The sequence below is a fragment of the Stenotrophomonas sp. RS-48 genome, from assembly GCF_030053245.1.
Taxonomy (GTDB): Bacteria; Pseudomonadota; Gammaproteobacteria; order Xanthomonadales; family Xanthomonadaceae; genus Stenotrophomonas; species Stenotrophomonas maltophilia_P.
The window spans coordinates 1-5,152 of record NZ_JASGBV010000159.1; the positions used below are offsets into that span (position 1 = coordinate 1).

At 56.8% G+C, this 5,152-nt stretch carries 2 protein-coding genes, 1 tRNA gene and 1 pseudogene; 3 read left to right on the forward strand and 1 reads right to left on the reverse strand.

Features of this window, described 5'->3' with window-relative positions; translation table 11 throughout:
• Nucleotides 1–224: 224 nt before the first annotated feature.
• Nucleotides 225–300: transfer RNA gene (locus QMZ25_RS19125), tRNA-Gly, on the reverse strand.
• Between the two features lie 450 nt (nucleotides 301–750).
• Between QMZ25_RS19125 and QMZ25_RS19130 the strand changes: the two genes are divergently transcribed.
• The 3 genes and pseudogenes from QMZ25_RS19130 to QMZ25_RS19140 form a co-directional block, all read left to right on the forward strand.
• Nucleotides 751–3,015: a T6SS immunity protein Tdi1 domain-containing protein gene (locus QMZ25_RS19130; RefSeq protein WP_283220141.1), complete on the forward strand. Its 2,265-nt coding sequence runs from the start codon at nucleotides 751–753 to the stop codon at nucleotides 3,013–3,015.
• A 213-nt stretch (nucleotides 3,016–3,228) separates the two neighbouring features.
• Nucleotides 3,229–4,287 carry a type VI immunity family protein gene (locus tag QMZ25_RS19135; RefSeq protein WP_283220142.1) on the forward strand — a complete coding sequence of 353 codons (1,059 nt, stop codon included), beginning with the start codon at nucleotides 3,229–3,231 and terminating at the stop codon, nucleotides 4,285–4,287.
• Between the two features lie 563 nt (nucleotides 4,288–4,850).
• Nucleotides 4,851–5,152: pseudogene (locus QMZ25_RS19140) on the forward strand (suppressor of fused domain protein); the annotation flags it as partial.

Consider the following 5,152-nt stretch of genomic DNA (forward strand, 5'->3'; position numbering starts at 1 on the left):
GGAAACGAGACTCGAACTCGCGACCTCAACCTTGGCAAGGTTGCGCTCTACCAACTGAGCTATTCCCGCATAGGCTGTCATGATACCGGAAGCCCGGAACTCACACCAGCGATTTCACACCTTATTTCACTTTTCTGACTGCGCGAAAAGCCTTGTGGCTCAACGGGCCCCGCCTTGCCAAGGGCGGGAGAAAAACAAGGCCCCAACCGGGGCCCTGTAGAATCTGGAGCGGGAAACGAGACTCGAACTCGCGACCTCAACCTTGGCAAGGTTGCGCTCTACCAACTGAGCTATTCCCGCAGATTCTTCGACCTGCGTCGAAGGAGCGCCATTGTGTCGAAGTTCCTTCACGCCGTCAACAGTCTTTGGAACAGTCTCACGCTTCCGCGCTGGGTACGCCGCCCGCCCAGCCCCGCTCGCACGCGACGGGCCCTGTCGATCCTCCGCTGCACCTGCTGGTCGCGCGGCTGCACTGTCCGCTGACGACGCTGGGGATGGAAGGGTATGGACGGGTACCGCGCCTACTCCTGCGCAGACGATGCATCCATCGTGATCGCTGCTGGCGCTGTGCGCCGTCTCGACGATGAACGGTGAACGCTGGACCCACGCCTGTTGCTGCCACTTTTCGGAGTAGTTGCATAGCTCCTGATCAGTCCCATACAGGACAGTAGCTGCCCCGAGCTCTCGAGTGCCGGCAGTGTTCTGATCGACCGCGCCACGCAGCGACCTCTTGTCGAGTCAGGACCACCCATGCAGCAATCGAACCTTCTGGATTCTCATCGCCTCAGCAACGCAGACGCAGAGGCTCTCGAGAACCTGATGCCCGCCGGAATTCGCAATCAGTTGATCAAGCGTGGGCGATCAGTCTTCAGAAATGGACGGATCCAGCTGTGCCATCCGCAGGATCTGGCAATGGTGATGGAGCTGGCGCTGCGGCAGGTTCCGGATCTCGCTCCATCGGACACACTCGCCTACGCCTACTCCGCGTTCGGCACCATCTACTTCGTCCATACGAAATACGGCCCGGGCCAGATCGATCTCTTGAGGGGTTCAATCCTCTGCAGGCGACTGACGGACAACAAACTGTCACCGGCTTGTATCAGCGGAACTGCAACTTCTGTCTTCCGGCTGCCTGACGAGAAGCTGGATCTGGTAGGCCATGACGGCCTTCCACTGTTCGAGGCAGCAGTGCTGAAGCATGGCCCCCTGGGTGTAGGCCAATGCTTCGGATTTTTCCCCGCACTCGGCCTTGGAGGCGCCGCACAACGTGACTCATTGCAGGTAGTCGATGCAGCGGTGCACTTCTCTATGCTGGCCCAGCTCGTTGAGTTTCGGCTCTTCCAGGAACTGTGGAATGGCGAACTCATCGCGATCACGCGAGTACCGCCCGCACCGACGCTTGAAAAGATCGTTGCCCGGCTTTCTCCGGAGTGCCCCTTCCAGGTGGTCCGCTACGAGGACGTCAAGGACGAGGTCCCAGAGGACTCGCTCTATCGTGAGGAGGGATACGCCACCGAGAACTCAAGCACCCTGGTTCTCCTCGCACCCGGGAACCTGAGGCTCGACACGCTGGATCTGGACAACCCGCTGGCCCCATGGCAGGAAGAAGAGGAAGCACTGAGTGAGCACATACGGTTCATCCTGGTCCGCGGCAATCTGGAAATCGCTCGCCACATTCACAGCCTGGAGACCGACGGCGCGTGTGGACTTGTTGTCTCGGGCGATCTGACGACATCCAATGCGGTCGTCGGTGGGCAGGAGATCAGAGTGGGCGGCAGTCTCCGTGTCAAAGAGCTGTACTGGGGCGACTACAACCACGGCTATCTGCACGTTGTCGGCTCTGCCGAGGTGTCTCTGCTCATCCAGACGGACTACTCCGTAGAGATCGAGGGTTCGATCCAGTGCCTGCGCAGAATTGACGATGTCGACGCCATGGATGGAGATGAGCTGGCACAGCTCATCGATCCCGACTGCCTTTTCAGAGAAGACCCTCATCCGGATAGCAGCTGGTCACTGGACGCGGCAGCGATTGTTGAACGGTGGGCCGCTGGCGGAAGCGTCATTCGCAAGGAGGGCCTGTCAGCGGCAGATCCCCTGCTGTGCACGCTCAGCCTGTTCAGCGATGCCAGTATCAGCCCAGAAAACTTCCTGCGGATCTGTGGCGAGGACATGGTGCCGAAGGACACGTGCAGCTATCAGTTCAACCGCGGCGGAATCTCACTTTGGGTGCACGTGGACATCGCGCATCCGGAAGCTCCCGTGTACATCGTCCAGATGGAGGCCATGTCAGAAGGAACTGGCGCTCGCCTGGTAATGGAGCGTGCGGAGACAAGCGTCGGTCTGATTGATCGGCTTCTGGGACGCCAACCTGAAAAGGGCTGGGGTCTCTGGAAGTACATCTGCAACGATACGGCCCAAGATGAAGCCGAATGGACCCAGGTTGAGGCGGAGGAAATCCACCCTCCCTTCGTGGAGTTGATCCTCACGGGTTGGCGCTTCCTTCAAGAAGGAGTGTCCAGTCGCCATTGGGCCACGCAGATCATTTCTCCCACAGACATCTGCACCCTTCTGGGGCTGGAGATCTGCCAACCTTACGATGACTACGAGGATGAGGATCGGTGCGGCCTCTGGGTCGGCCATTGCCATGCGGCTTTTCGCCAGCAGACAAGTGGGCCAATCCCTGAAGAGCCCCTCCTTCGGCTATCCAGGGAACTGCGTCAACCCGACGGGACCAGCACTATCGAGAGCTACTACTACGACGTTGAAATCTGTATGGACGGCGAGAAGCGCGTCCGTATACGCCACAAGGATGACCAGGATAGAGATGAGCCCGCGGTCCAGATTGATCCGGTCGGAGGGCCTGAGCTCGCGGATGCGTTGCGACTATTCAAGATCGGCGCTCGGGAAATGCGTCGTGCCAACGCCGACCTGCTGGACGGCGAGGCGCCCTGCTTCGCACAGGACGATGCCTTCGCGATGCGGCACTGGAGAGAGCGGGGTTACCTTAGCCGATAGACGAAGGCGACTGCCGCCCTGCAGGGTCAGAGGGGCTTCTGGCAACTCGCATTGGTCGTTTGGCTGTTCCCCGACCGAAGGCCTTGGCGGCCAACGCCGTCCCATGCCGAGCTGCAAAGCGCGCTGCATCAGCAGATTCTGACTTCCCGCATCACTTCCAGGCCAAGTTGAGCACTCAGAAATACTACGACGCGAAAAAACAAGAAAGCAGCAATGAGCACAACCCACAAGATATTCACCGCTGACGACATCAACGAATTCGCAGATATCCTTAAAGACTGGCCAAATACGGCCTACGGCAACGACGAATATGAAGTCAGCGCATCTCCGTTCGTCAATTTCTACTTTACTTATCCACCCCAGAATTACCTCAGAACAACGCTTGACATGATCGAGGTGCACGAAGCCTTCGAAGCGCTCTTTGGATGCCCATACAGAATAGCCACACACCCGATCTCGGAAAGACCGCACAAGTACGGATCAGCGAGAATTCGCGATCTCAGGGTGCTGGCCCGGAGCTCAAGAATCGACAAGAGCTTCGTTTTTAATTTCTCCGACCAAGACAAGCATTCGCACTCTCCGACAACAGCCGGCTACTTCTGGCGCGGCTCAACTTGGGACGGGGCAACCAACAACAGCTACTCTTCGATTCAACTCTACTATCGCTGGAGCTGGTGGAAAGAGAATCGCAGTGCGTGGCGAGACCTGGTAACTGCAACGATCGAGAAACTGCAGCCTCAACAGGTTTACAGCGGATTGGCCCTTGCGAACCCATTGGCATTTGGCTCTCGATACGAAACTGCCACGTGGGAACGCGCACTCACCCCTCGGTTCTATGGGCTGGACATCGATTATCAGTTTGGCATGATGGGCGAGCTCATGGATGGTGTACGCCCCCCGACCTGGGGCTTCTTGCTCTCTGACGAGTGGCGAAGCAGGCTTGGCATCGATAGAGATGCAGTATGCAAAGCGCTCGATCATCCGCGGATCTCGATAACCGACCTGCACGGAGGACAGTGGATCGAGCTTGGAGAACAACCCGACCTCTATCCAATCGAATTCGGTGTTCCAGAGCTTCCAATGTTGCTCAACAAGCTGATAAAACCCATCCGACATAAGGATCTAGGCTTGGTCGGTTTGGGCCAATGGTCGGGCGATCCAAACGAGCGCTTCTCTAATGTTGATGCAAAGCGCTGGCTATCCCGGTTCGACGACGACAGTGACTGGCCCACCAAAGATGTGCGTTTCCACAACCCGTCGCCGCCACCTTAGCAGGCCGTGCCTGTTGGCATTCACATTCTCTCGTCCGGATCATCTTGCTTCACCACGCTGCGACTATCGCGAAGGCGCGCTGTCACTTGCAGCATTCGCTACTACGGGTGCGAGATCGGCGATTTTTTCATTTACCAAAGTGCCCCGCCTCACGGCCCAGCACTTGGTCAAGGAAGATCGATTTCCTCTCGAAGCTTGGCGCACTGGAGTAGAAGAATCCAGAAGGTAACCGTATGCGCTGGATCTCCGGCAAGCACAGAATCAATGCGACGCTCGCTCCGCTACAGGCTCCTCGAGACGTGACCCTTCCCAGGGGAGAGCCCAGATGGAATCGTTCGAGACCCCAAAACGAACAAACCACTTAACAAGAATGATCCGCGGGACATGCCCATAAACCAGGCCTGGAGCACCGCAAGCATATGAAAATCGCAGGAAAGAGAAATCCCACAACAAAGGAATTTCTCGACGATTCCAATAATCAAAACCACCACAGACCAGAGCTGCCATCATCCAACCGAAACCATGAATACGAATAAAAACCGACCTCCACCTCGGACCACAAAATGACAACCCCAAGCGAACATTGCAAAATAGTGGCAAATCATGCGCTGAAAATTTTTGGAGGAAATCCGAAGGTCCAAGCTTATTATAGCGACGACCGAAGTCGATCCATTGATATACTTACGTCCATCGATCCTGCGGACAATGAGATCGAGTCTATAAGTACTATCGGCCTTTCGGAGACGCCGCTCTTTACTCAGTCTGAAGAAGAGTTCTTCACCAGAATAGAACTGTGCGCCGGCACAATGACGCATGAGAAATACTGGAGAAATGCCATCGTATCCGCCGCGCTCCACATTAGACA

What these genes read in the sequence shown, in the direction of transcription:
- QMZ25_RS19130 (WP_283220141.1), top strand. Translation starts at nt 751, where the DNA reads ATGCAGCAATCGAACCTTCTGGATTCTCATCGCCTCAGCAACGCAGAC.
- QMZ25_RS19135 (WP_283220142.1), top strand. Translation starts at nt 3,229, where the DNA reads ATGAGCACAACCCACAAGATATTCACCGCTGACGACATCAACGAATTC.